17 protein-coding genes are annotated in these 21,437 nt (G+C 68.6%); 10 read left to right on the top strand and 7 right to left on the bottom strand.

The window, feature by feature from the left end; all coding sequences use genetic code 11:
* Positions 1–226: 226 nt before the first annotated feature.
* Positions 227–2,437, top strand: a complete 2,211-nt coding sequence (locus AC07NG_RS19160) for a nuclease-related domain-containing protein (RefSeq protein ID WP_494595700.1) — start codon at positions 227–229, stop codon at positions 2,435–2,437.
* Positions 2,438–2,539: 102 nt separating this feature from the next.
* Here the strand turns inward: AC07NG_RS19160 and AC07NG_RS19155 are convergent, their stop codons facing one another.
* Positions 2,540–3,604, bottom strand: a complete 1,065-nt coding sequence (locus AC07NG_RS19155; RefSeq protein WP_487291715.1) for a LacI family DNA-binding transcriptional regulator — start codon at positions 3,602–3,604, stop codon at positions 2,540–2,542.
* A gap of 230 nt (positions 3,605–3,834) precedes the next feature.
* Here AC07NG_RS19155 and AC07NG_RS19150 point away from each other — a divergent pair, with 230 nt between their 5' ends.
* From AC07NG_RS19150 to AC07NG_RS19135, 4 genes are all read left to right on the top strand, one after another.
* Positions 3,835–5,091: an MFS transporter gene (locus AC07NG_RS19150; RefSeq protein WP_494595698.1), complete on the top strand. Its 1,257-nt coding sequence runs from the start codon at positions 3,835–3,837 to the stop codon at positions 5,089–5,091.
* 18 nt (positions 5,092–5,109) lie between these two features.
* Positions 5,110–5,934 carry a TrmH family RNA methyltransferase gene (locus AC07NG_RS19145; RefSeq protein WP_494595696.1) on the top strand — a complete coding sequence of 275 codons (825 nt, stop codon included), beginning with the start codon at positions 5,110–5,112 and terminating at the stop codon, positions 5,932–5,934.
* A 64-nt stretch (positions 5,935–5,998) separates the two neighbouring features.
* On the top strand, positions 5,999–6,976 hold the full coding sequence (locus tag AC07NG_RS19140) for an alpha/beta hydrolase (protein WP_494595694.1): 978 nt from the start codon (positions 5,999–6,001) through the stop codon (positions 6,974–6,976).
* Positions 6,977–7,666: 690 nt separating this feature from the next.
* A complete protein-coding gene (locus AC07NG_RS19135; RefSeq protein WP_494595692.1) occupies positions 7,667–8,611 on the top strand; it encodes a CPBP family intramembrane glutamic endopeptidase in 945 nt (314 codons plus the stop codon).
* An 81-nt stretch (positions 8,612–8,692) separates the two neighbouring features.
* Here AC07NG_RS19135 and AC07NG_RS19130 read toward each other — a convergent pair whose 3' ends face one another.
* Positions 8,693–10,813: a lytic transglycosylase domain-containing protein gene (locus AC07NG_RS19130; protein WP_494595690.1), complete on the bottom strand. Its 2,121-nt coding sequence runs from the start codon at positions 10,811–10,813 to the stop codon at positions 8,693–8,695.
* Between the two features lie 254 nt (positions 10,814–11,067).
* Between AC07NG_RS19130 and dapA the strand changes: the two genes are divergently transcribed.
* The 4 genes from dapA to AC07NG_RS19110 all read left to right on the top strand — a co-directional run bounded on the left by dapA (position 11,068) and on the right by AC07NG_RS19110 (position 14,317).
* Positions 11,068–11,952, top strand: coding sequence for a 4-hydroxy-tetrahydrodipicolinate synthase (dapA, locus tag AC07NG_RS19125; protein ID WP_492855883.1), 885 nt, complete (start codon positions 11,068–11,070; stop codon positions 11,950–11,952).
* Entirely contained in the window at positions 11,952–12,410 is a 459-nt protein-coding gene (gene smpB / locus AC07NG_RS19120; RefSeq protein ID WP_058349779.1) for an SsrA-binding protein SmpB, read from the top strand. The genes dapA and smpB overlap by 1 nt, the downstream gene beginning before the upstream one ends.
* 227 nt (positions 12,411–12,637) lie before the next feature.
* Positions 12,638–13,798 carry an acyltransferase family protein gene (locus AC07NG_RS19115; RefSeq protein ID WP_494595687.1) on the top strand — a complete coding sequence of 387 codons (1,161 nt, stop codon included), beginning with the start codon at positions 12,638–12,640 and terminating at the stop codon, positions 13,796–13,798.
* 99 nt (positions 13,799–13,897) lie between these two features.
* Positions 13,898–14,317: a DUF2147 domain-containing protein gene (locus tag AC07NG_RS19110; protein WP_487291724.1), complete on the top strand. Its 420-nt coding sequence runs from the start codon at positions 13,898–13,900 to the stop codon at positions 14,315–14,317.
* A 170-nt stretch (positions 14,318–14,487) separates the two neighbouring features.
* Here the strand turns inward: AC07NG_RS19110 and AC07NG_RS19105 are convergent, their stop codons facing one another.
* The 5 genes from AC07NG_RS19105 to AC07NG_RS19085 form a co-directional block, all read right to left on the bottom strand.
* Complete coding sequence (locus tag AC07NG_RS19105) at positions 14,488–16,290, bottom strand: aminopeptidase P family protein (protein WP_494595685.1); 1,803 nt, start codon at positions 16,288–16,290, stop codon at positions 14,488–14,490.
* 42 nt (positions 16,291–16,332) lie between these two features.
* Positions 16,333–16,725 (bottom strand): hypothetical protein, encoded by a 393-nt coding sequence (locus AC07NG_RS19100; RefSeq protein ID WP_494595683.1) that lies wholly within the window; start codon positions 16,723–16,725, stop codon positions 16,333–16,335.
* A 266-nt stretch (positions 16,726–16,991) separates the two neighbouring features.
* On the bottom strand, positions 16,992–17,858 hold the full coding sequence (locus AC07NG_RS19095; protein ID WP_487291727.1) for a 50S ribosomal protein L11 methyltransferase: 867 nt from the start codon (positions 17,856–17,858) through the stop codon (positions 16,992–16,994).
* Positions 17,855–19,264 carry an O-antigen ligase family protein gene (locus AC07NG_RS19090; protein ID WP_492855887.1) on the bottom strand — a complete coding sequence of 470 codons (1,410 nt, stop codon included), beginning with the start codon at positions 19,262–19,264 and terminating at the stop codon, positions 17,855–17,857. Before AC07NG_RS19090 ends, AC07NG_RS19095 begins: the two co-directional genes overlap by 4 nt.
* Positions 19,265–19,504: 240 nt before the next feature.
* Positions 19,505–20,005, bottom strand: coding sequence for a hypothetical protein (locus AC07NG_RS19085; RefSeq protein WP_492855888.1), 501 nt, complete (start codon positions 20,003–20,005; stop codon positions 19,505–19,507).
* Between the two features lie 86 nt (positions 20,006–20,091).
* On the opposite strand from AC07NG_RS19085, the gene AC07NG_RS19080 reads away from it, so the two are divergent.
* Entirely contained in the window at positions 20,092–21,273 is a 1,182-nt protein-coding gene (locus tag AC07NG_RS19080; RefSeq protein WP_494595681.1) for a low temperature requirement protein A, read from the top strand.
* The last annotated feature ends 164 nt before the right edge of the window (positions 21,274–21,437 follow it).

Here is a 21,437-nt window from a genome sequence, read left to right as displayed (position 1 = left end):
CAATTTGCCGTGATCCGAGACCCGAACGGCTTGTCGTGACTCCTAGGCGACCTCCTGAAGGTCTGTAGCTGGATGATCAGGTCAGCGTTCTGCGAAATAAGGCTCAGCCTGATCCACGCATTTTGCACGCGACCGAACCTGACGCAGGCGGGCGGCAAAACTATCGCCCGACTGTGGGGGGAAGCTCGCACACCATCTAAGCTGCGCAAAAAAAGGGGAGGTGTCGATGAAGCCCAGAAACAAGCCGCGCGCCCAGCAGGTCGTGTTCGACGACCTGGCCGCGCTATGCGCCTCACCCGGCTATATCGAGGCCATCGCGCGCCTGAGCCTGCGTGACAACATCATCCTCTATGACCGAAACGGCCTGAAGGGCGATGCGTTCGCCAAGATCTTCTCCCACGACAGACTGATCCGAACCGAGACCTCGACCTTGATCGGCCTGATGCTTCGTCAGCCGCTGGATCTCACACCTCAAGCGCCAGCGGTGGTCGATGGCTACTGCACGCGCACAGATGCATTGATGTTGGAGCTGCACGACAGTTTCGGAAGTGTCTTCGATCGCATGATGCCCGGGGTGCTGCCCGACAAGGATTTCAATCCCTTCCAGAACGCCGAGGCGATGCGCGAGCCAATCTTCTACGGCGCGGAGTCGGCGTTCCCCTTCCAGTATCGGGAGTTCGCGGTCCGGAAGTATCTGGCCGACGATGCGTGGCTGGAGAGGAATCGGGGCTTTGCCGTCACGACGGCGCGCGACGTCTTGAGGGCCATCCAGAACGTTCAGCACGACAAGATCATGGCGTTCTTGGCGGCGGCGAAGGCCGGTGGCCAGCCGCCGGCGCTCTCCGGGTTTGCTTTCACCGCCGATGATGTGGCGCGAAAGGCCCGCCTCGACTTGGACAAGGTCAAGCCCGTGCTGGACGCCTTCACGGCCGGCGCCGAGGAACGCAACGCTGACTTCAAGGCCCTGGCCGACTTCAACGTCGCCAATGCCCAACCGCTCATCCGGCTGGGCGATGACGCCTATGCACTCTTCCATACGGCCAGCTTGGCCGAAGCGCTTTACGATTCGCCCTTCTTCTGGATGATGGCCGACGAGGCCTACAAGGGGACGGCCAGCGACAATCGCGGCGACTTCACCGAGACTTTCGCCGCCGAGCGGCTGGGGCGGGTGTTCGGGGCACCCCGGGTCTTTCTCAACGTCATCATCCCCGGCGCCAAAGGCACGACGCGGGGCGAGATCGATGTCCTCGTCCTGTTCGGCGATCGCGCGATAGTCCTGCAAGCGAAAGCCAAGCGCCTGACCCTGGAAGCGCGCAAGGGCAACGACCTTCAGCTCCAGAAGGACTTCAAGGGCGCGGTGCAGGACGCCAGCGATCAGGCCATGGACTGCTCGGCCCTGCTGCTGGAGCCAAGCGTGACATTGCTCGACGACAAGGGCCAGCCGATCCTACTCGCAAGCCCGATCAAGCACATCTATCCGGTCTGCCTGGTGCTCGACCACTATCCCGCGCTCGCCTTCCAGACCCGGCAGTTCCTGAAGGTTACGCCGGTGGAGAAGGTCGCGCCGCCTTTCGTCATCGACGTCTTCGCTTTGGACGTGATCACCGAGATGCTGACCTCGCCCTTGCGGCTGATCAGCTATCTTGAGCTACGCGCCCGCGCTGGCGACAAGTTCCTGGCCAGCAACGAGCTGACCATCCTTGGCTATCACCTGTCGCAGAACCTGTGGATCGGCAGTGACATCGACATGGTCATGCTGGACGACGATGTCGCCTCGAGCCTTGATGCGGCGATGATCGTGCGCCGCGAAGGAGCGGCAGGGCCGCGCACGCCGGACGGGATCCTGACTCGCTTTCAGGGAACCGCCGTCGCGCGCTTCATCGACACCATCGACGCCGAGCCCAATCCGGCGGTCCTGGAGCTAGGGCTGTTCCTACTCGAACTGGACGAGGACAGTGTTCGTTGGATCAGCCAAGCGATGGACAACCTGGTCAATGCGACGCGGCGCGATCACAAGCCCCACAACGCCGCGTTCCTGGTCGGCGAGCTTGGCTTGACCCTGCAGGTCAACAGCCTACCGGATGACAAGGCCATGGAGCTGCTGCGGGCCCAGTGCCTGCTGCGCAAGTACGAACGCAAGGCCAGCCGCTGGTTCGGCATGAGTCTGGACGTGGCTACGGGACGCCCACGGTTTGGGGTGATGCTTGATGAGCCATGGGTCCAAGATGCGAACCTGGACGTCGCGGTCGCCGATCTCGCGCCGCCTCAGACCATTCGTCGCCAGGTGCCGGTGCTAAACGCCAAGAAGCCCCAACGGAATGAGCCGTGCCATTGCGGCAGCGGTGCCAAGTACAAGAAATGCTGCCTGCCGCTCGACGAGGCGCAAGGCCGGGGCGGTGCCCCCTCGGCGATGCGGAGCCCGGGTCTGTTTAGGTAGCGATAGGCCGCTCAATGCGCCATGCGCCCAGTCCTTCGCTATAAGCGCTGTGGCGTCGTGTTTCTGAAGCGACCTCAAGTTCCGGCTCTGGCGCAAATTCCCTCACCCCACCGGCGGGGGCGCGGTCGACGCCCGGTGGATCAGTTCGAACGGCAGAAGTTCGTCGATCGGCGCGGCCATCGCCCCCGCCGCGCCGCCCTTGACCTGGCCCTTGATCAACAGGCGCGTGGCCAGTTCGGCCATTTCGGCGACGGGTTGGCGGACGGTGGTCAGCTGGGGGCGGGAGAAGCGGGCGCTGGGGCTGTCGTCGAAGCCCGCGACGGAGACTTCGCCGGGGACGAGGACGCCGGCCTCGGCGGCGGCGGCCAGGACGCCCAGGGCCATGTCGTCGTTGGAGGCGAAGATCGCCGTCGGGCGGTCGGGCAGGGCCAGCAGGGCCTTGGCGGCGTCGTGGCCCGACTGGAAGGTGAAGTCGCCCTGTTTGACCCAGGCCGCGTCGACGGAGAGGCCGCGGGCCTCCATGGCGGCCATGTAGCCGGCCCGGCGGGCCTGGCTGGCGCCGTGGCGGGGCTCGCCTACCACGAAGCCGATGCGCTTGTGGCCAAGGCCGGCCAGGTGCTCGGTGACGTCGCGGGCGGCGGCGAAATTGTCCATGTGCACGCGCGGGCCGGGGCCGTCGGTCTCTTCCGGGCCGAGGCGGACATAGGGCGTGCCGGACTTGTTGAGGAGCTCCAGCACGATCTCGTTGTCGGAGCTGGGCGGGGTGAGGATCACGCCGTCGGGCTTGAGGGCGGCCAGCAGGGCGCCGACCTCCTGGCGGATCTGCGGGGCCTCGTGGTCGATCAGCTCGACCAGCAGGTGGTAGCCGGCGTCGCGGCACTGGAGCGTGGCGCCCAGCTGGATGCGCGAGAGGTAGTCGGCGCCGCGCTCGCTGCGCCAGTGGTCGATGGTCAGGGCCGCATCGACGAAGACGGCGATGACGAAGCTCTTGGAGCCGGCCAGGCTGCGGGCCGAGAGGTTGGGGCTGTAGCCCAGGGCCTGGGCGGCCTCGAGCACGCGCTCGCGCATGACCGGCCGCACGTTGGGCTCGTTGTTCATGACCCGCGAGACGGTCTTGATCGAAACCTCGGCGCGCGCCGCCACGTCGTAGATGGTCACCGACGCCATCGGTTTGCCGCTTCCCCCGCTAAGCACGACTGAACTGTCGTTTGGTCGGGCCGCTTGGACTCAACCGTTCTGACCAGCCTAGAACATTTGGCGTACCGAACGCGACCCCGGAGCTTACGAAAAAACTGGAGGAGGGGCGCCGGCGCCTCTTGCCGGGCCGCAACGGCGCGGCGAAGGTCGCCGGGCAGGCGAACGCGGCGGCAAGACCGCGTCGGTCACAGGGAGCAGTCATGTCGCATCGCGGCGCAAGCCGGCCGGTCGAACCGGTCCGGCCGAGTTTCATCGCCGCCTTCACCTTCGCCCAGATGGGCGCCTTCGTCAGCTTCATGCCGCTGATCCAGGTGCTGCTGCCGCTGAAGGCGGCCGCGCTCGATCCGGCCCAGAAGGCGCTGGTGCTGAGCCAGACGGCGTTCTGGGGCGCGCTGATCGCCAGCGTCGCCAACCTGCTGGCCGGCGCGATCAGCGACCGCACGACCTCGCGCTTCGGCCGGCGGCGGCCGTGGCTGCTGATCGGCCTGGTGGGCACCCTGGCCTCGTACGTGGCGATCATGCTGGCTGACAGCCGCTTCGAGCTGATCCTCGGCGTCATCGGCTTCCAGCTGGCCTTCAACATGATGTTCGCGGCGCTGCTGGCGCTGCTGCCCGACCGGGTGCCCGACGCCCAGAAGGGCAGGGTGGCGGCGTTCCTGAGCCTGGGCCATCCGATCGGGGCGGTGGCCGGCGCGGTGCTGGTCGGCGGCCTCCTGACCTCGGAAGGTTCGCGCTACCTGGCGATCGGCGTGGTGCTGGCCCTGGCCATCGCACCCTTCGCCCTGCGCCTGAAGGACACGCCGATCACGGCCGACGACGCCGAGCGCTTCAGCCTGGTCGGCTTCCTCAAAGGGCTGTGGGTCGATCCGCGCAAGCATCCCGACTTCGCCCTGGCCTGGGTAAGCCGGTTCATGGTGCTGGTCGCGATCACCCTGACCCAGTGCTACATGCTCTACTATCTGCAGGACGCGCTGCGGTATCCGACCCTGTTTCCGGGCCAGCGGGCCGAGCAGGGGCTGGCCTTGCTGACCACCGTGGCGACGGTCGCCAATGTCTGCTGCGCGATGATCTTCGGCATGCTGAGCGACCGGCTGGGACGGCGCAAGCTGTTCGCGGCCGGGGCGGCGATGATCCTGGCCACCGCGATGCTGACCTTCTCGCTGGTGCCGGGCTGGCCCGTGGTGCTGATGGGGTTCGTGGTCTTCGGCTGCGGGGCGGGCTGCTACTACGCCGTCGACATCGCCCTGGTCAGTCAGGTGCTGCCCTCGCAGGCCGACGCCGGCAAGGACCTGGGGGTGATCAACCTGGCCAACACCTTGCCCCAGGCGCTGGCCCCGGTGCTGGCGGTGTGGTTCCTGGGACCCAGCCGCATGGACTATCATTCGCTGTTCGTGGTGGCCGCGTGCCTCGCGGCGGCTGGCGGTCTGGCGATCCTTCCGATACGGGGCGTGCGGTAGTCTTCCTTCGGATCCGCCGTGCCGCAGTTCGTCACCATCGCCGACCCCGCCGACCCGCGCCTGGCCGCCTATCGCGACATCCGCGAGCGCGACCTGGTGGGGCGGGAAGGGCGGTTCATCGCCGAGGGCGAGACGGTGCTGCGGGCCTTCGTGCGCGATGCGCCCGACCGGGTGGAATCGCTGCTGATCGACCCCAAGCGGCGCGACAAGCTCTCCGAAGTGTTCGACGGCCTCGCGGACGAGACCCCCGTCTATCTGGTCGAGCAGGCGGTGCTGGACGCCATCGCGGGCTTCCATCTGCATCGCGGGGTGCTGGCCGTGGGGCGCAAGCCGCAGGCGATGCTGGCCGCAGACCTGTTGGCGCGGTTACCGGAGCGGGCGGTGGTGCTGGCGCTGTTCGGCATCGCCAACCACGACAATCTGGGCGGCATCTTCCGCAACGCCGCCGCCTTCGGGGCCGACGCGGTGCTGCTCGACGCCGACTGCTGCGATCCCTTCTACCGCAAGGCCATCCGCGTCTCGGTCGGGGCGACGCTGAGCGTGCCGACGGCCCATATCGGCAAGGGCGAGGACGCTGTGGACCTGCTGGCCGGGGCCGGCTTCACGCTGCTGGCCCTGACGCCGTCGGCGGGGCGCATGCTGGCGCAGCTGGAACCGCCGGCGCGGGCGGCGGTGCTGCTGGGGACGGAGGGGCCTGGTCTGTCGGCCGAGGTCATCGCCCGGGCCGAGGGGGTCGGCATTCCGATGGCGGGCGGGTTCGACTCGCTGAACGTGGCGACGACCAGCGGGATCGTGCTGCATCACCTGAGGTTCGCCGGAAGCCTGCCAGGCGTGAGGCGCTGATCTTGTCCACCGGTTACCTGGCGCTTTAAGGTCCGCGCCAATTGTTGAGTTCGGGAGAAACGTCATGCCGCAACTGAACCGTCGGGGCGCCTTCGCCCTGCTGGCGGGGATCACCGCCCTGTCGACCGCGAGCATGGCCAGCGCGGCCCGCAAGCCGGCCGTTCCCGAGCCGAGCGAGGTGCGGCCGCTGTGGCCCAGCGATCCGCCGGGCTCGCAGGGCGTGACCGCCCAGGAGACGGTGACCGAGCGCAGCGACGGCAAGGGTCCGCGCGACCGGGCCGTGACCCACACCCGCAAGCCGACGCTCAGCCTGTTCCGCCCGCGCAAGCCCAACGGCGCGGCGGTGATCCTGATGCCCGGCGGCGGCTACGAGCGCGTGGTCATGGACAAGGAAGGCTTCGAGACCGCCCAGTGGCTGGCCGATCGCGGCTACACCTGCTTCGTGCTGCTGTACCGCCTGCCGGGCGACGGCTGGGGCGCGGGGCCGGACGCGCCGCTGCAGGACGCCCAGCGGGCCCTGCGTCTCGTCCGCTCCTGGGCGCCGGAGATGAAGTTCGCGCAGAACCGCATCGCCATCATGGGCTTCTCGGCCGGCGGCCACGTGGCGGCCAGCCTGACCACGCGCTTCGAGGCCGAGGTCTATGACCGCGTCGACGCCGCCGACGACCTGTCGGCGCGTCCGGACCTGTCGGCCCTGATCTATCCGGTGATCACCATGACCGCGGGCCTGACCCACGCCGGCTCGCGCAAGCAGCTCTTGGGCGCGGCCCCGTCGTTCGAGACGGTGCAGGCCTATTCGCCCGAAGCCGGGGTGGGCGGGCGCACGCCGCCGGTGTTCCTGGTCCACGCCGCCGACGACAAGGCCGTGCCGGTCGAGAACAGCCTGATGATGTTCGCCGCCCTGAAGGCCAAGGCGATCCCGGCCGAGCTGCACGTCTTCGAGGAGGGCGGGCACGGCTTTGGCCTGCGCTCGATCGCCGGCAAGCCGGTGGCCGCCTGGCCAGGGCTGTTCGAGACCTATGCGAAGAAGAAGGGGATTTAGCGCTTCTGGCATTCCCGCCCCTGTGGCGGGGACATCCGCCGCTACCGACACCCGCCAGGAAGCGGACGGATCTTATGTCGGCTATGATGGAAGCGGTCACCGAAACCCTCTCTCATGGAGAGAGGGAGGGGCCCGCGCCGTAGGCGTGGGAGGGTGAGTGGGTAGGCGAAGCCCCTGGACGATCTTGGCGCTGTTGCGGGCGATGTGCCGGCACGCCGGCTGAAGGTGTAACCACTCACCCTCCCATCGCTGCGCGATGGGCCCCTCCCTCTCTCCAAGAGAGAGGGCGCGCCGCATCTGATGTCCGCAACGGGTCGTGAACTGAAGTTGGTCCTGCCGCCTGTTTCGGACGGTCAAATCAGCGTCGCGAGCGAGTGTTTGTTTCGGTCAACCTTGTGGCGGGAGCCCCCCTGTCGGCCGCAAGGGCGAGTGAGGCGGCGTGCTCGGCACGCCGCGGGTTCTTCTCGTGGAAGCGGAGCCAGGGTTTCCCGCCGCAAGGGCGTGTGTTCACCCAAGCCGGCACTTGCCCGTGGCGGCGACTTGAATGTTCTTACAAACAATTAATGAAAACTGTTGCATCCGAGCGCTGACCCCGGCGCCTCTACAGCATGTGCCAAGAACGATCTGCGCATCTCTCAATATATGCGCGCGGCATGTGAATTTATGTCTTGAGGCAGTCGGAGGGGGCTTATGAGTGGAGTAGAGATTTTTGCGCCGCGCACCGCCAAAAGTCGGCGCACGTGGACCGCCGCAGCACTGATCCTGATCGTCGTTTTCTTTTTGGTCGGACAGCTGACGGCCATCTTCGCCATCTTGAAGCCCCTTGGGTATCACAAGGCGGACCTTGATACGCAATGGCAGCCGCTCGCCATCTACTTGGCCGGCGGAGGCGTTACCATACTTCTCATCGTTGCCTGGGCGTTTCTGTTCGAGCGCAGATCGCCGGCGGCCTTGGGTTTCAACGGCAAAATGGCCGGCGCCTATTTGCGCGGACTGCTCGTCGGAGGGCTTTGCCTCAGCGCCGTCGTCGGCGTCATTTTCGCCGCGGGTGGTTACAAGGCCGCCGGGAATTTGTCCTTGGGCTTGCTGGCGCCGGCCGTTCTGACGCCGTTTCTGGCCTTGTTCGCCGGGTATGTGATCCAGGGAGCGGCCGAAGAAACCATGTTGCGTGGTTGGCTGATGCCTTTGGTAGCCTCCAGGCACGGATTGATCGTCGCCGTTCTTCTCAATGCCGGCTTTTTTGCTCTGCTCCATGCGAGCAATATCGATCCCTCGAAGGAGCTCGTGCTCGGGCTCTTCAACCTGTTTCTTTTCGCCGTCTTTCTTAGCCTCTACGCCGTCAAGGAAGGATCATTGTGGGGCGTGTGCGCCTTCCATACGGCCTGGAACGCCCTCCTCGGTACGGGTTTTGGACTGGAGGTCAGCGGCCAGAAGGTCGCCATCGCACCGATCGTCGTGAGTCTGGCGCCGGTCTCGAGCGCGCCGTGGTGGCTTACCGGTGGGGCGTTCGGCCCGGAAGCGAGCGTCGCCACGACGATCGTGCTTGCTGGCGGCTCCGCCTATCTGATCGCAAAGGGGGCCTTGAAGGCGGCGTCCAAGGCGCGGCCTAGAGCCGTTGCAGAAGCCCTTTCGTAGCCGAGCCCTTGTCGGTTGCGAACACAGAGAGGGCGGGAATGACGGGAGAACAGGTCGGGGCGGAGGGGAGGCTATGAGCCCCTACCGCCCGCCGATCGGATCCATCGTCGCCGCGCCCGGCACGTAGCTGTAGCCGCCGCGCTTCAGATCGGTCGACAGGGTCAGGGGGGCTACGCCGCCGCCCAGGCGGGCGCGGTAGACCATGGTGGTCTCCAGCGTGCGCATCACGTAGTTGCGGGTCTCGCTGAACGGGATGCACTCGATGAAGTCGAGCGGGTCGGTGCTGGCGCCGCGCGGATCGCCGCACAGGGTCACCCATTGCGGCGGCCGGCCGGGGCCGGCGTTGTAGGCCGCGGCGGCCATGATGTAGGAGCCGCTGAAGCGGTTGATCATGTCGCCCAGGTACACCGAGCCCAGGCGCATGTTGTAGTCGGGCTCGAACAGGCGATCGACGGTGTGGCTTTCGCCCAGCTTGCGAGCGACGCCGGCGGCGGTGGGCGGCATCAGCTGCATCATGCCGCGCGCGCCGACGCCCGAGCGGGCGCGGGGGTCGAAATTGCTTTCCTGGCGCGAGATCGAATAGACGAAGGCGGTCTCGGCGGCGCCGGGGATCGGCGTGAAATGGTGGTCGAGCAGGGGATAGCCGCGCTCGGGCAGGATGAAGCCGCGCTGGGCGGCGGTGCGGACCGCGCGCATGGCCAGGTCCTGGTCGCCGGTGTTGCGGGCGAAGTCGACCAGCAGGGCCTCCTCGGCCGCGGTCGGCAGCTGGTCGTCGATATAGAGCACCAGGGCGCGGAAGGCGTCGTTGGCCCCGACGTCGCGCAGCAGCTTGGCGGCGCGCACCAGCTCGCGGCTTTCGAAGCGGGCGCGGTCGGCCTCCGTGATCACCGGGTCCTTGTCGAGCCGGATCTCCTTGATGCCGGCCTTCTCGGCGGCCAGCTGGCCGTAGAAGGTGGTGATGTACTTGGCGCCGTCGCCGTAGAAGGCCTGGGCGGCGATGGCGTCGCCCTGGGCCTCGGCCGCGCGGCCCTGCCAGTAGAGGGCGCGGCCGCGGGTGATCGGAGAGGCGCCGATCTCGGCGATGCGGCCGAAGTGGTCGGCGGCGGCGTCGGCGTCCTTGAGGCGGGAGAGGGCGATCCAGCCGGCGAAGAACTCGGCCTCGGCCGCGTCGGCGCCGCCGGGCAGGCCGGCGTTGGCGGCGGCGTAGGCCCCGCGGCTGTCGCCGTTCTTGATCGCCGACATCACCAGCTGCTTGCGCTCGCGCCAGATGGCGCCGGCGACGTCGTCGGACGGCGGCGGGGCGGGGAAGTAGCGCACCAGCTCCAGCGCCATCACGTCCATGCCCTTGCGGCGCAGGGCCGAGGCGCGCTCGAAGGCCACGCCCGGCGACAGCTGCTGGGCCGGGGGGAGGGCGGCCACCAGGTCGTTGGCGTTGCCCGCGCCCGAGCGCAGGGCGATGCGGGCCAGGGCGGCGGCCTGCTGGTCGGCCGGCAGCAGGGCGATCATGTCGCGCGCGGCCGGGCCCTGCTGGCCATAGAGCAGGACGTCGGCGCGGCGGGCGTGGTCGTCGGCGGTCAGCACCGCGCCGAACCGGGCCAGCATGGCCCGCTGGGCGTCGACCTCGAAGCTCTTGCCGCGCCAGAACCGGCGGATGAGGTTGGTCGCATCCTGGGCGCGGCCGCTGGCCTGGTAGGCCGAGGCCAGCGCCATCGCGCCCTCGGCCGTCAGCGGTTCGGATCCGCCGAACCAGGCGATGGTCTGGGCCGGCGTCAGGCCCGAGGTCGAGAGGGCCTTCTCGGCCGGCAGGTCGCGGCGCGAGGCGCGGGGCCAGCCCACCAGGTCGCGGCGGGCCTGGTCGAGCTCGAAGAAGCTCATGCTCTCGGCGCCGACGTCGGCCAGGGCCCAGAGGGCGATCTTGCGGGCCAGCGGGTCGGAGATGCTGGTCATGGCCGCGCGCACGGTGGCCGCCGAGCGCTGGCCCATGACGGCGGCGCGCAGATTGGCCGCGTCGCTGTCGGACAGGCTGGAATTGTTGGCGGTGTAGGGCGTGCTGATCAGGCCGGGGCGGGCCGAGCCGGTATAGGGCTGGGGCGCGGTCGGCAGGCCCTCTTCGTCGGTCTGGCCAGTCTGGGCGTCGGCGACGCCCGAGATCAGGACCAGGCTGGCGCAACCGAGGAGAAGCCGACGAATCCCAAAAGCCAAAACGCGGTCTCCTTCACGAGCGGGCCCTGGGCCCCTATCTTGTCTACGACGGCTTCGAGGGCCGATTTGGGGCCGGAACCGAGACGATGCACGCTCTATAGCCCGGTTCGCCGCCGGATCGACCCGTCCAGGCGGGCACAACCCTCGAAAAGGTCAGCTCGGCCAGTTGCGGTCGGGCGGCGCCCGGACATATTGTCCGCCCCCACGTTTCAGCCGCAACTCTCGCGGCGTCTGCTCACGGCAAATTGCAAGTCATGGTCCATTCCCCGTTCAAGGGCGTCATCCCGGCCCTGGTCACCCCGTTCCAGAACGGCGAGGTCGACGAGAAAGGCTTCGTCGCGCTGGTCGAGCGCCAGATCGCCGGCGGCGTGCACGGCCTGGTGCCGGTCGGCACCACGGGCGAGACCTCGACCCTGTCGCACGACGAGCACAAGCGCGTCGTCGAACTGTGCGTGAAGACCGCCCGCGGCCGCGTGCCGGTGATGGCCGGCGCCGGCAGCAACTCGACCGACGAGGCCATCGACCTGGTGCGCCACGCCAAGACCGTCGGCGCCGACGCCGCCCTGGTGGTGACGCCGTACTACAATCGCCCGAGCCAGGAGGGCATGTACCAGCACTACAAGGCGATCAACGACGCCGTGGAGCTGCCGGTGTTCGTCTACAACGTGCCGGGCCGCACGGGCGTCGACATCTCCAACGACACCCTGGCGCGCCTGTCGAAGCTGCCCAACATCGTCGGCATCAAGGACGCCACGGGCGACCTGACCCGCATCAGCCTGCAGCGCATCACCTGCGGCGAGGACTGGGTCCTGCTGACCGGCGATGATCCGACCGCGCTGGGCTACATGGCCCACGGCGGCCACGGCGTGATCTCGGTGACCTCGAACGTCGCCCCGGACGCCTGCGCCACCTTCATGAACGCCTGCTTCAACGACGATTGGGAGACGGCCCGCTACTGGCAGGACCGCCTGATCAAGCTGCACAAGGCGCTGTTCCTCGACTCATCGCCGGGTCCGACCAAGTTCGCCCTGGCGCAGCTGGGCCTGTCCACGGAAGACGTGCGCCTGCCGATCACGCCGTGCAGCGAAGCCGTGCGTCCCGCGATCCTGGAAGCGATGCGCGAGGCGGGTCTGGTCTGATGACCAAGCCGATCGCCGAGAACCGGCGCGCCCGGTACGACTACTTCATCGAGGAAACCTTCGAGGCCGGCATCATGCTGACCGGCACCGAGGTGAAGAGCTTGCGCGTCGGCCGGGCCAACATCGCCGAGTCCTATGCGTCGGTCGAAGGGCGCGAGATCAAGCTGATCAACGCCGACATTCCGCCTTATGGCCACGCCAACCGCTTCAACCACGAGCCGCGCCGGCACCGGAAGCTGCTGCTGCACCGCAAGCAGATCGAGAAGCTGATCGGCGCGGTGCAGCGCGACGGCCGCACCCTGATCCCGCTCAAGCTCTATTGGAACGAGAAGGGCCTGGCCAAGCTGGAGATCGGCCTGGCCAAGGGTAAGAAGAACCACGACAAGCGCGAGACCGAAGCCGCGCGGGATTGGGCGCGCGACAAGGCGCGGCTGATGAAGGGCGACCGGGGGGATTGATCTGTCCGTGAGGAACCTCCCCCCGTGGGGGAGGTGATCGCGAAGCGATCGGTGGGGAGAGTGGTTGCCGACCCCGCCGACGTCCCGGAAGCTGAAAACGGCCCCCCACCGGCCTTCGGCCGCCTCCCCCAAAGGGGGAGGTTCCTTGGTTCAGATGCTCCCCCTTCAGGGGGAGGGTTTTGATCCTGGCCCCAACCTTGCTCCTCCTTCCGCGAAGGAGTCCGCCCATGTCCGATATTGGTGCAAAACCGGCCAAGGCCGCGCGTCCGCTGTCCCGTGGCGGGCCGCTGGATGCGTTGCGGTTCTTCGCGGCCTTCTTCATCGTGGTCTATCACTACGCCGAGCAGGCGCCGGTCTCGCTGTTCTCTATCCATCCGGCGTTCGGGCGCGGCTATCTGGCCACCGACTTCTTCCTGATGCTGTCGGGCTATGTGCTGGGCCGGGCCTATGGGCCGCGGTTCACCGCCGGGCAGGTCGACGACCGCGCCTTCCTGCTCAAGCGCGTCGCCCGGGTGTGGCCGGCGCACCTGGTCATGATCGCCGCCTTCGTGGCCCTGGTGCTGGCCACCTCGTTCCTCGGCCTGCCGGCCCGCAATCCGCAGTGGTACCAGTGGGACCAGCTGCCGGCGCAGATCTTCCTCATCCAGACCTGGGGCTTCCAGGGGCCGTCGGGCTGGAACATGCCGACCTGGACGCTGTCGGCGCTGCTGGTCTGCTACGCCCTGTTCCCGACCATCTGGCGGGTGTTCGGCAAGGTCCGCTCGCCGTGGCTGGCCCTGGCGATCGGCCTGGCGATCTTCGTGGCGGTGGACGCCTTCGCCCGCGCCGCCTTCGGCCTGCCGTCGTTCCACCTGCACCTGCGCAACGGCCTCTACCGCGCCATTCCGTTGTTCCTGATGGGCGTGCTGATCGCCCGCCTGGCCCGCGAGGTGGTGATCGGCCCGAAGCTGGCCGACGCCCTGGCGGCCTTCGCCATCGTCGGCTTCGTGGCCCTGAACGTGGTCGGCGAATACGCCTATCCGAGCCTGGCCCTGCTGGGCCTGCTGATTTTCGCCGCCAGCGGCTCGGCCCAGAACGGCTGGACCTGGGCCAAGACCGGCGGGCGCCTGTCGTTCTCGCTGTACCTGACCAACCAGTTCGTGGGCGTGGTGTGGTTCGCCCTGCAACGCGTCCTCGACCAGAAGGTCGAGCTGCACCAGGCCGCCCACTGGGTGATCTGGGCCATGGCCTTCCCGGCCGCGATCGCCTTCGCCTGGGTGTTCGAACGCCTGGTCGATGCGCCGCTGCAGGACTGGCTGAAGCCTTACCTGGAGCGGTTCACCGCCGGTTGGGGCAGGAAGGCCGAGCGGAACCCCAGCGCCCAGACGATGGTTACGACCCTGCCTTGAAAACAAGGCCCTGAAATCGCCTTGCCGTTCGCGGCGAGATAGGCGACGAGGGATAAAACGCGCGTTCCAAACACTACGCGCATAGGGAGTCGTAACTGTATGCTCAGGACCGCCATTCTCGCCGCCGTCGCCAGCGCCGCCTTCGTCGCGCCGGCCATGGCCGCCGACATCACCGGCCTCTGGCTGACCGAGACCAACGGCGGCCAGGTCGAGGTCAGCCGCTGCGGCAACAGCCTGTGCGGCAAGCTGGTGACCTCCGACCACATCAAGACCGACCCGTCCAAGAAGGACGTCAAGAACAAGGACGCCTCGCTGCGCACGCGCCCCCTGAAGGGCATGCAGATGCTGTGGGGCTTCAGCGGCGGTCCCGAGAAGTGGACCGGCGGCAAGGTCTACAACGCCGACGACGGCGGCACCTATTCGGGCACCATCACCATGACCTCGCCCGACAAGCTGAAGCTGAAAGGCTGCATCGTCGCGCCGCTGTGCAAGACGCAGGTCTGGACGCGGTTGAAGTAGAACTCTCCTTCTCCCCTTGCGGGAGAAGGTGTCAGCGAAGCTGACGGATGAGGGGTCTCTCAGACGCAAAACGCCGCGAAAGCTGATCGGCTTTCGCGGCGTTTCTGTTCGTGCGACCCCTCACCCGACCTCCCTCCGGGAGGCCACCCTCTCCCGCAAGGGGAGAGGGGTCAGATGGGCTTACACACCTCTTCCAGCCAGGCCCGCACTTCCGGCTCGAGCCGCGGGCCGATCTCCCTCAGCACCCGGGCGTGGTAGGCGTCGAACTGGGCGACTTCCTCGGCCGTCAGCAGGGCCTTGTCGACCAGGCGACGGTCGATGGGGGCGAGCGTCAGGGCCTCGAAGCGGTGCATCGGGCGGTCGCCGCCGCCGACGGTCTCGGCGGGCATGACGACTTCCAGGTTCTCGATGCGGATGCCGTATTCGCCGTCCTTGTAGTAGCCCGGCTCGTTGGAGACGATCATGCCGGGCTGCAGGGCGACGGTGTTGGGCGCCTTGCTGATCCGCTGCGGGCCTTCGTGCACGCCCAGATAGACGCCGACGCCGTGGCCGGTGCCGTGGTCGTAATCCAGGCCGTGGGCCCAAAGGGCCATGCGGGCGAGCGCGTCGATGGCCGAGCCGGTGGTGCCGGCCGGGAAGCGCAGGCGGGCGATGGCCAGGTGGCCCTTCAGGACGAGCGTGTTGCGCTGGACCATCTCGGCCGTGGGCTCGCCGATGGCCACGGTGCGGGTGACGTCGGTGGTGCCGTCCAGGTACTGGCCGCCGCTATCGACCAGCAGCAGCGAGCCGAGGGCCGCGCGTTCGTTGCTGCGCTCGGTCGGACGGTAGTGGGGCAGGGCGCCGTGGCCGTTGGCCGCGCCGATGGTGTCGAACGACAGGTCCTTCAGCACGCCGGTGGCTTCGCGGAAGCTTTCCAGCTTGGCGACGGCCTCCTTTTCGTCCGGCGGGGTCACCTGGCCCTCGGTGGCCAGCCAATGCAGGAAGCGGGTCAGGGCGGCGCCGTCGCGGCGGTGGGCTTCGCGCGTGCCGTCCAGCTCGACGCCGTTCTTGCAGGCGCGGGGCAGGGTGCAGGGGTCCATGCCGCGCACGACCTTGGCGCCGGCGGTGGTCAGGGTGTCGAAGTACCAGGCCGAGGACTGGGCCGGATCGACCAGCACCGACTTGCCGGCCAGCTCGGCCAGGGCGCCTTCGAGGGCCTCGGGAGCTTCCAGCGAGACCTCGTTGCCGAGCCAGGCGGGCAGCTCTTCGGTCACCTTGGCCGGGTCTAGGAACAGGCGGGCGCTGCCGTCGGCGCGCAGCACGGCCTGGGCCAGGGGCAGGGGCGTGCGGATGACGTCGCCGCCGCGGATGTTGAACAGCCAGGCGATCGAGGCCGGGGCGGTGATCACGGCTGCATCGGCTCCAAGACCGGCGCCGACGCGGGCGCGCTTGGTCGAGCTTTCCTCGCCTGCGTACTGGGTGGGATGCGGCACGACCGGCGCCTGGGGCTGGGCCGGGCGATGCGCGCCCCAGGCTTCGTCCAGCGGGTTGGCGGCGACGGGCTTGAGGGTCGCGCCGGCGCGGGCGGCGGCCGCCTTCAGGGCCTCCAGCGCGGCGGGGCTGTGCAGCCGGGCGTCGTAGCCGATGACGGCGCCGTTTTGGGCGGTTTCCAGATAGGCCGGGACGCCGCCCTCGACGAGGTCGCGGATCTCGAACACGCCCTGGTCGACCTGCTCGCGCACTTGCAGCGTATAGCGGCCATCGACGAAGACGGCGGCGCGGTCGCTCATGATGACGCCGGCGCCGGCAGAGCCGGTGAAGCCGCTGGCCCAGGCCAGGCGGTCGTTGGCGGCGGGCAGGTATTCGTTCTGGTGCTCGTCCTCGTGGGGCACGAGGAAGCCGTCCAGACCCTGACGGGCCATGGCCTCGCGGATCAGCGGAACGTGGCGCGGGCCAAAGCCCGGATCGGTGGATTCATCGAAGGTCTGGCGCATGGAGACCGATTTAGGCCCCATGCGCCGACCTGAAAAGGGGACTTATTGCAGGCGGTCGGGGTTGGGCGACGGCGCCGTGCCGTCGGTGGTGGCCCCAGTCCCAGGGGGGGCGTTGGCGGCGGCGTCGTGGGCGGCGTCGGCGGCGCTTTGGGCCTGGGCCTCGGTCTGGCGGCGGACGGCGTCGGCAGCCGCGGCGGCGTCACGGGCCGAGCTCTCGGCGGCGGCCTGGGCCTGCTGTGCGCCGGTCTGGAGGCCGACCTGCGCGCCTTCGATCAGGCCGGCGGCGCGGCCCTGCTCCTGGGCCTGGGCGATCTGGTCGGTGGAGGCGTCCATAGGCCGCGAGGTCAGCATGAAGGCCACGGCGATCACCGCCACGATGGCCACCACGCCGGCCACCAGCCAGCCCAACGGGCTCGACTCGCGGCGGACTTCCACGACGCGCTCAGGCTGTCGCTGGACCGGAGGGAGGGAAGGATCGGTATAGGTCATGGCTCTCGTCCTGGAACGTTGTTGTTCGAGGAAACGTGGAGCCAAGCGGAGGTGTTCCGCCGCGCCTTCCACCTCTCCCATGGGGAGAGGGAGGGGCCCATTGCGCAGCAATGGGAGGGTGTGGGGGTAAAACGGGTGAGGTTGTAACACCTCACCCTCCCACGCCTGACGGCGCGGGCCCCTCCCTCTCCTTACAGGAGAGGTGTTGTTAGTTACGGCCGCTCGAGCACCAGCGTCGCCCAGGCGTCGCGGTGGATGCGGGTCTTCACGCGGAAGCCGCGCGACAGGTAGGCGGCCTTGACCATGCGTTCCTGGGTGCGCAGCAGGCCCGACAGGATGACCGTGCCGCCGGGGACCAGGGCGCGCTTGATGTCCTGCACCAGGCTGATCAGCGGGCGGGCCAGGATGTTGGCGAAGACGAGGTCGTAGGGCGCGTTGTCGGCGACCAGGCGGTGGCCCAGGCCCGAGGCGTGGACGAAGCGGGCGTTGGCCTTGTTGACCAGGGCGTTCTCGCGGGCGATGCGCACCGACGGCTTGTCGATGTCGGTGCCGACGGCGAGCTTCGAACCGGTGCGGGCGGCGGCGATGGCCAGCAGGCCGGTGCCGGCGCCGACGTCGAGCACCTTGTTGAACTTCTTGGCCTTGATCAGGCGGTCATAGGCCTGGAGGCAGCCGACGGTGGTGCCGTGGTGGCCGGTGCCGAAGGCGGCGCCCGCCTCGATGCGCAGGTTGACGGTGCTGGCCGGCAGGCGGCCGCGGTCGTGCATGCCGTAGACGAAGAAGCGGCCGGCGCGCACCGGCGGCAGGCCCGACAGCGCCATGGCCAGCCAGTCGGCGTCGGCCAGGGTCTCGCGCACGACCTTCAGCGGGAAGCCGCCCAGCAGCTCTAGCAGGCCGGCGTCTTCCTCGTCGGTGGTCGGGAAGGCGTCGATGCGCCAGATGTTCTTGTCCTCGTCCTCTTCCAGGATCGAGTAGGTCGCGCCTTCGAGGCCGGGCATGTTGTCGATGGCGTCGGCGGCTGCTTCGGCGTCGGCGCGGGCGCCGCGGGCGACGATCTGCTGGGGCGTGTAGTCGGTCATGCCGCTCCAATAGTCGTACGCGCCGCCAAAGGCGAGACCGTGCGTCGCCCGAAGACGGGGGCGGGGCTCCAAATTTCCGGGATCGGCTCGGGCGGGGCCAGGCGCCAGGTCAGCGGCGCCTCTTCTCGGGGGGCTCGCGCGGCCTTCGGTTCGGCGCCGCGGGCGAAGCCCAGGGCGGGGCCGAGCAGGCGCGTGGCGGCCGCGCAGGCCAGGGCCCAGGCGATGCCGTTACGCTCCAGGATGAAGCTTTCCGAGAAGGTGGTGATCAGGAAGATGACCAGGAACAGCGTCGCCCAATAGCCGTCGCGCACCTTGTCGAACCGGAACAGGGCGACCAGCAGCGGCAGGCCCAGCACCAGCGCCGACAAGCCCACGCCCACCCAGCCAAGTTGGGCCAGCACGTCGAGCCAGCCGTTGTGGGCGGTCGGCACGTTCCAGCCGGTCTCCTTGCGGATGAACATGGCCGGCACCGACTCGTCGCGCCAGAACACCGCATAGCCGTAGCCGGTGATCGGGGCCTTGGCCGACTGGCGCAGCAGGGCGTCCCAGATCTCGGTGCGGCCGGTCAGGGTGGGGTCCTTGCCCAGGGCCTTGAAGAGGAGTTCGGGGGCCAGCCACATGACCAGGGCCAGGCCGCCGACCACGGTGACGCCTAGCCAGACCATGGTGATCGCGGTGGCCGGACCGCGCCGCATCATGCCCAGCAGGCCCGAGCCCGCCAGGCCGATCATCAGCACCATCAGCGAGGTCTTGGACTTGCTCATCACGATCATGAAGGCGCAGAGCACGATGGCGGCGATGAAGAGCTTGCGGTGGCGCGTGCCGGCCAGGATGGCGGCCATCGAGGCCAGGGCGCCGTAGACCATCATCGCGCCCATCTGGTTCTTCTCGAACCACAGGCCGCGCCAGTCGCCGGCGTTGATGTCGTGCTGCACGCCCATCTTGGGATAGGCGATCGCCGCCAGCAGGCCGCCGGCGCCGAGGATCAGGAAGGTGGTCGCCAGGATCTCGGCCATGCGGCGGCCGTCGAAGCTGGCGGCGAAATAGAAGCCGAACAGGGTGGTGAAGGCCGCCGCCAGGGCCCGGCGGTTGGTGGTGCCCGGATCGAACGACCACGACGACGAGGCGAACACCCAGAAGACCAGCAGGCTGAGCACGCTCGCCGGCAGCCAGAACTTCATCAGGCGGGGCGCGCGCCACATCACCAGCCCCAGGATCAGGGCGTAGACCGGCAGCCACATCAGGCGAAGGAGCGGCATGTCCTCGCCGCCGGCCTGTTCGGGGTCGAGCAGCGGGCCGATCAGGGCGTTGGACAGCATGAACAGCACAAAGCCGCAGGCCCAGGCCTCCAGCGTGCGCAGGATCCCTCCCTCGTGCTCGTCCCGTTCCAGCGCCGCCGCGTCCATCTGCGTTCCCGTGTGGCGCGAAACGGCACAATGTCGCTTCGCTCGACGGGATGGGTGCAAGGCGGGGGCCTAAATCCCTCTCCCCTTGCGGGAGAGGGTGGCCTCCGAAGGAGGTCGGGTGAGGGGTCTCTCAGATCTCGACGCTGCGTGCGGCGGCTAGGTCTGGGCGAAGCGTTTGATGTTTGAGAGACCCCTCATCCGTCGGCTTCGCCGACACCTTCTCCCGCAAGGGGAGAAGGATCAGTAGCTCGACGCCGCCATTTCCGTTGGCGGGCCCGTCACCACCTCTTCCGGCAGGCGCTTGTCGAGGATGTCGCCGCTGGTCGAGGCGTAGCTGGCGCGGGGGGCGTCGGCCGGTTCGGCGGGGGCGGGGGGCTGGTCCATGGCGGTGGCGCCGGAGGCCGAGACGATGTCCTGATCGGCGGGCTCGTAGCTGGCCGGTTCGATCAGGCCCATCTCGGGGCCCATGCCGACGAGATCGGCCGAGGTCAGCACCACCGGCGTCTCGTCCTGCGGCGGGCGCAGGAAGTCCTGGCCGATGACGTAGTCGGGGACCTTGCCGGCCGGCCAGACCATGGGCGCGGCCTCGGCGTACTGGCTGCCGTGAACCTCGACATAGGCGCCGGGTTCGGCCTCCTGCGGACCGATCTGCATGGCGACGCCGGCCACCGCGCCCAGGGTCAGGGCGAGGGGGAGGCCGACGATGGCGGCGCGGGTTTTCAGGAGATCGAACGGCGTCATGCGAGGATAGCGCTTCAGCCGCCAATTCGTTCTGGCTAGCTTCCGATTCAGGGCGGAAGTCTGGGCGAAAGAATGAAGGAGCGGACATGACGAGCAGGAAGGGCGGCGGCCTGCTGCGGGCGCGCGAGGGCGGCCATGCGCGGGTGACCTATGTCGAGCTGTTCTTCGACCTGGTGTTCGTCTTCGCCATCACCCAGCTGTCGCACGGCCTGATCGGCCATCCGAGCCCGTTGGGCGTGCTGGAGACGGGCCTGCTGCTGATGGCCGTCTGGTGGGCCTGGGTCTACACCGCCTGGGTCACCAACTGGCTGGACCCCGAGCGGCCGCCGGTGCGGATCATGCTGTTCGTGGTGATGGCCGCGGGCATGGTGCTGGCCATGTCGATCCCGCAGGCCTTCGAGGGGCGGGGCCTGCTGTTCGCCCTGGCCTATGTCGGCATCCAGGTGGGGCGCAGCCTGTTCACCCTGTGGTGCGTGCGGGCCGACGAGGGTCTGCGGCTGAACTTCCTGCGGATCAGCGCCTGGCTCAGCGTTTCGGGCGTGCTGTGGATCGCCGGCGGCCTGCTGCACGACGAGCTGCGCCTGGCCTGCTGGGCGGCGGCGATCGCCATCGAATACGCCTCGCCGGCCGCCGGCTTCTGGACCCCGGGCCTGGGCCGGTCGAAGACCGCCGACTGGACGGTGGAAGGCGCGCACCTGGCCGAACGCTGCGCCCTGTTCACGATCATCGCCCTGGGCGAGTCGATCCTGGTGATGGGCGCGACCGCCGCGGGCCTGGACTGGACGCCGGCGGTGACGATGGCCTTCGCCTCGTCGTTCGTGGCCAGCCTAGCCATGTGGTGGATCTATTTCTCGTTCACCGCCGAAGCCGCCAGCGAGGCGATCAGCCATTCCGACGATCCGGGCCGGGTGGCGCGGGTGGCCTACACCTACAGCCACCTGCTGCCGGTGGCGGGGATCATCGTGGCGGCGGTCGGCGACGAGTGGGTGATCCACCATCCGGTCGGCCACGCGGACCTGAAGACCGCCATGGCCCTGATCGGCGGGCCGCTGCTGTTCCTGCTGGGCGGGGTGCTGTTCAAGAAGGCGGTGTTCCGCATCTGGTCGCCGTCGCGGATCGCCGGCATGGCGGCGCTGGGGCTGCTGGCCCTTGTGGCGATGGCGGTCTCGCCGCTGGTGCTGTCGCTGCTGACGACGGTGCTGCTGCTGGCGGTGGCGGCCTGGGAGAGCCTGGCGATCAAGCGGCGGGGGAGGCACCTGGGGGCTTGAAACAAAAGCCCTCTCTCTTTGAGAGAGGGAGGGGCCCACGCCGTAGGCGTGGGAGGGTGAGAGGTTACACTCTCTCCGAATGAGGCGCGGCTTTCCGGCTCTGGTTTGAACGCTTTGGGATTTGCCGGCCGGCGGTGAAACCCCTCACCCTCCCACGCTTCGCG

This window comes from Caulobacter sp. GW821-FHT10C03 (genome assembly GCF_059415485.1).
Note: the sequence above shows the minus strand (reverse complement) of the source record. Positions and strands in the feature narration are given on the sequence as shown.